Genomic DNA, 3,337 nt, shown 5'->3' on the forward strand with positions numbered 1-3,337 from the left:
AAATCCTAATTCATTTTGTCTAAATTTATCTAGATTTTTTGATTTTAATCTTGTGATATCTTTATCGTTTATTATTATATTTCCTGTTGTAACACTATCTATTGTTGAAATACAGTTAAGAATAGTAGTTTTACCACTTCCACTAGGCCCCATTATTCCAACAAATTCGCCCTCGTCAACCTTAAAACTTATATTATCTATGGCTTTTGTAACATTATCTTTATTGCCATAATATTTTTCTATTTTTTCAACGCTTAATATATTTTTCATCATAAATAATTCTCCTCGGTTCTTATAATTTATGATTTTATTATAAACATTTTTGTTATTTTTTAATATGGATGTATATTTCATTAACATTACGATTTTGTAATGTATGAGAAATATTTTTTATATTTCAAAATAGATAATATTAATTAGGTTTGCTAGGGCGTCTACTGTAATAGATATATGTTCAAAGATTATTACTACTATAGTATTTCTTTAATAAATATAATTTTAATATGTATCTTAATATAGAAAAGGCATCAACATAATAAATTATGTCGATGCTTTTGTCGTGGATTTCAATGGTAGATACAAATCACAACAACCAAATCCACGATTTATATTTTTACTACAACCTATGTTAACTTATTTATAATTAAACTCCAATCTTTTTCAGTTATATGAGTCGGAGAAAAAGCAGTATTCGCTTGAATATGTAAAATATGATGCCATGATTTCTCTTTACCTTTTATTATTGGAAGTATACCTAACTTATCTTTATGTAGCTGTTTTTTAGGATTTCCTATAGGATATATCTCAAAAGGCAACATCCATTCTTCTGGCCATATATCTTTTATTAATATATCCTTTGGGGCTCCCTTTACAATAAAAGGAGTTGTAAATGACTGCGTTTCTACACAGTATAACAAGCCACATGCCCCTATAGGCATACTTTTAGCTCGTGATTTAAATTCTTTTTTTTCATATTTATGCACTGCCCATAAATTCGCCCCAATTCCTGCCCATATGTTGGTTAATGTGTTAGATGAAAAAATATATATATTCATTTTATCCTCCTAAATCTATACTTCCTTTCATCCTATTTTTTGTAAAAACTAAATATATATTCATCTATTTTAACTCAAAAATAATTATATTTACTATTTTAATATCATATATATTTATATATAAAATTTATGTTAAGGAGTTAGCATGTTTACTAATTGTATTTATTGTGGAGATTGTATCGATTTATGTAAACTTTTAGATGACAAATCTGTTGATTTAATTATCGCAGATCCTCCTTACTACAAGATAAAAGGTGATTTTGATTATAAATGGGATACAGTAGATGAATATATTGAATGGTCTAAGTTATGGATAAAAGAGTTTAAACGTATTTTAAAACCTTCTGGAAGTTTTTATCTTTGGGGAGCAATTGGATATAATAAAGGTTTTGCCTTACCTAAAATAGCAGATTGGATTGAGTCTGAAAATATGTTCACTATAAAAAACTGGATAACTCAAAGAAATACTCGTGGATATGGTAATTGCAATACTTATATGAAATCAAGAGAAGAACTGTTATTTATGGTACATGATTCAAATAGTACTTTCTACACTTGGAATACACCTTATCTAAACGAAAAGTCAAGTAGAAAAGATTTAGGTGCAAATAATAAACCTAGAAAAAATTCTAATAAGAGATGCTCTGATGTTTGGTTTGACATAACAGAAGCATCTCAATACTCTAATCAACGCTTCAAAATATCTGATAACAAAAATTTTCCTACAGTTAAGGCTTTAAATCTATGCGATAGAATTATAAAGTCTAGTAGCAATAAAAACGACTTAGTTTTTATACCTTTTGCTGGTAGTGGTAGTGAAATAGTTAGTTGTATTAATAATAAAAGAAAGTTTATTGCATCTGAAATAGAACAGTCTTATATAAAAGAAATAATCCTTAACAAAAGGATAGATCCACTTAAAATTCCATATACTTATGTCCAAGATAATATAATTAAAATTCACATATAAATAAACTGAGGTATAATGTATACCTCGAGACTATAAATTAATTTGTGCGCTAGAGTTTAGCGATTCTCTATGCAAGATTGATTTAAACTTAATATTTACTAAATTGCTTTAAATATTCATATTATGAATATTTATCTATAAAAAGGTTAAGATAAAAATAAGTTATTATGAAAACTATTTTGAATGTATATGTCTTTGGGCAAAATTCAAAATAGTTTTTTATTTTTAGAGTATACCTTCAAAATATATAGATAGTTGATTATAAATACTATCCCAATTCTTATATTTCATAGTACATTTTTTGATAATATTTTGGCTAGATAAATAAAGCATTTTTAGTAATGATTCATCAGAAGGAAAAGTTGATTTAGTTTTTGTAACTTTTCTAAATTGCCTATTAACTCCTTCAATTATATTTGTAGTGTACATTATAGTCCTAATCTCTTCTGGAAAACTAAAGAATGGGGGTATCACATCCCAGTTATTTATCCAACTTTTAATAGCTGAAGGATATTTGCTATCCCATTTTTTCAACAAAATCCAAAGCTGATAAGGCTTCCACCTCATTAACAGCCTTATATACTGCTTTAAAGTCCTTCATAAGTTCTTTGGAGTCTTTATATGAAACATACTTAAAAGTATTTCTTATTTGATGAATTATACATCTTTGAATTGTTGCTTGTGGATAGCAAGCAGTTATAGACTCTTTGAATCAAGGCAATCCATCTACATTAAATATTAAAATATCTTTAACACCTCGATTTTTTTAATACGTTAAAACAGTATACCAAAACTTAGATGTTTCATTTTCTCCTATCCATATTACCAGTATATCTTTAAAACCATCAATATTAACACCTAAAACAACATAAGCTGCTTTATTTTTTATTTTACCACATCTCTAACTCTGTAATGTATTTCATCCATAAATAAAAATGAGTATATTTGCTCAAGCCGTCTATTTTGCCACTCTTTTGATGATTCAATTACAAAATTAGTAATTTGGCTTACCTGTTATGCTGAAATTTTGATACCATATAAATCTTTAATTTGGTCATGAATATCTCTAGTTGACATACCTCTTGCGTATAGTAATATAATTTTTTCTTCTATGCCAGAGATATCTCTAGTATTTTTATGAACTATTACTGGCTCAAAGTCCACTTTGTTGATCTCTTGGTATATCCAACTCGATATGTCCGTATTGTGATTTAACAGTTTTTTACTATACCCATTTCTTCTATTTGAAGTGTTTTTATTTAGGATATTGCCTTTTTCATATCCAAGTTTACTTGATAGTTCTTGCTATAAC

At 26.9% G+C, this 3,337-nt stretch carries 3 protein-coding genes and 2 pseudogenes; 1 reads left to right on the forward strand and 4 read right to left on the reverse strand.

Going from position 1 to position 3,337, the window contains the following annotated elements; all coding sequences use genetic code 11:
• Together J7G74_RS15280 and J7G74_RS15285 are read right to left on the reverse strand one after the other, a co-directional pair.
• Nucleotides 1-270 (reverse strand): ATP-binding cassette domain-containing protein (locus tag J7G74_RS15280; protein WP_297136916.1); only part of this gene is annotated, 270 nt, incomplete at its 3' end.
• 353 nt (nucleotides 271-623) lie between these two features.
• On the reverse strand, nucleotides 624-1,055 hold the full coding sequence (locus tag J7G74_RS15285) for a hypothetical protein (RefSeq protein ID WP_297136910.1): 432 nt from the start codon (nucleotides 1,053-1,055) through the stop codon (nucleotides 624-626).
• A gap of 145 nt (nucleotides 1,056-1,200) precedes the next feature.
• Here J7G74_RS15285 and J7G74_RS15290 point away from each other — a divergent pair, with 145 nt between their 5' ends.
• Nucleotides 1,201-2,025 carry a DNA-methyltransferase gene (locus J7G74_RS15290; RefSeq protein ID WP_297136912.1) on the forward strand — a complete coding sequence of 275 codons (825 nt, stop codon included), beginning with the start codon at nucleotides 1,201-1,203 and terminating at the stop codon, nucleotides 2,023-2,025.
• Between the two features lie 225 nt (nucleotides 2,026-2,250).
• Here the strand turns inward: J7G74_RS15290 and J7G74_RS16965 are convergent.
• Both J7G74_RS16965 and J7G74_RS15310 read right to left on the reverse strand, forming a co-directional pair.
• Nucleotides 2,251-2,914 (reverse strand): annotated as a pseudogene (locus J7G74_RS16965) (IS256 family transposase).
• A pseudogene (locus tag J7G74_RS15310) lies at nucleotides 2,911-3,315 on the reverse strand (transposase); the annotation flags it as partial. The pseudogenes J7G74_RS16965 and J7G74_RS15310, both read right to left, overlap by 4 nt.
• Nucleotides 3,316-3,337: the final 22 nt, after the last annotated feature.

The organism is Terrisporobacter sp. (assembly GCF_017888745.1).
Classification (GTDB): domain Bacteria; phylum Bacillota; class Clostridia; order Peptostreptococcales; family Peptostreptococcaceae; genus Terrisporobacter.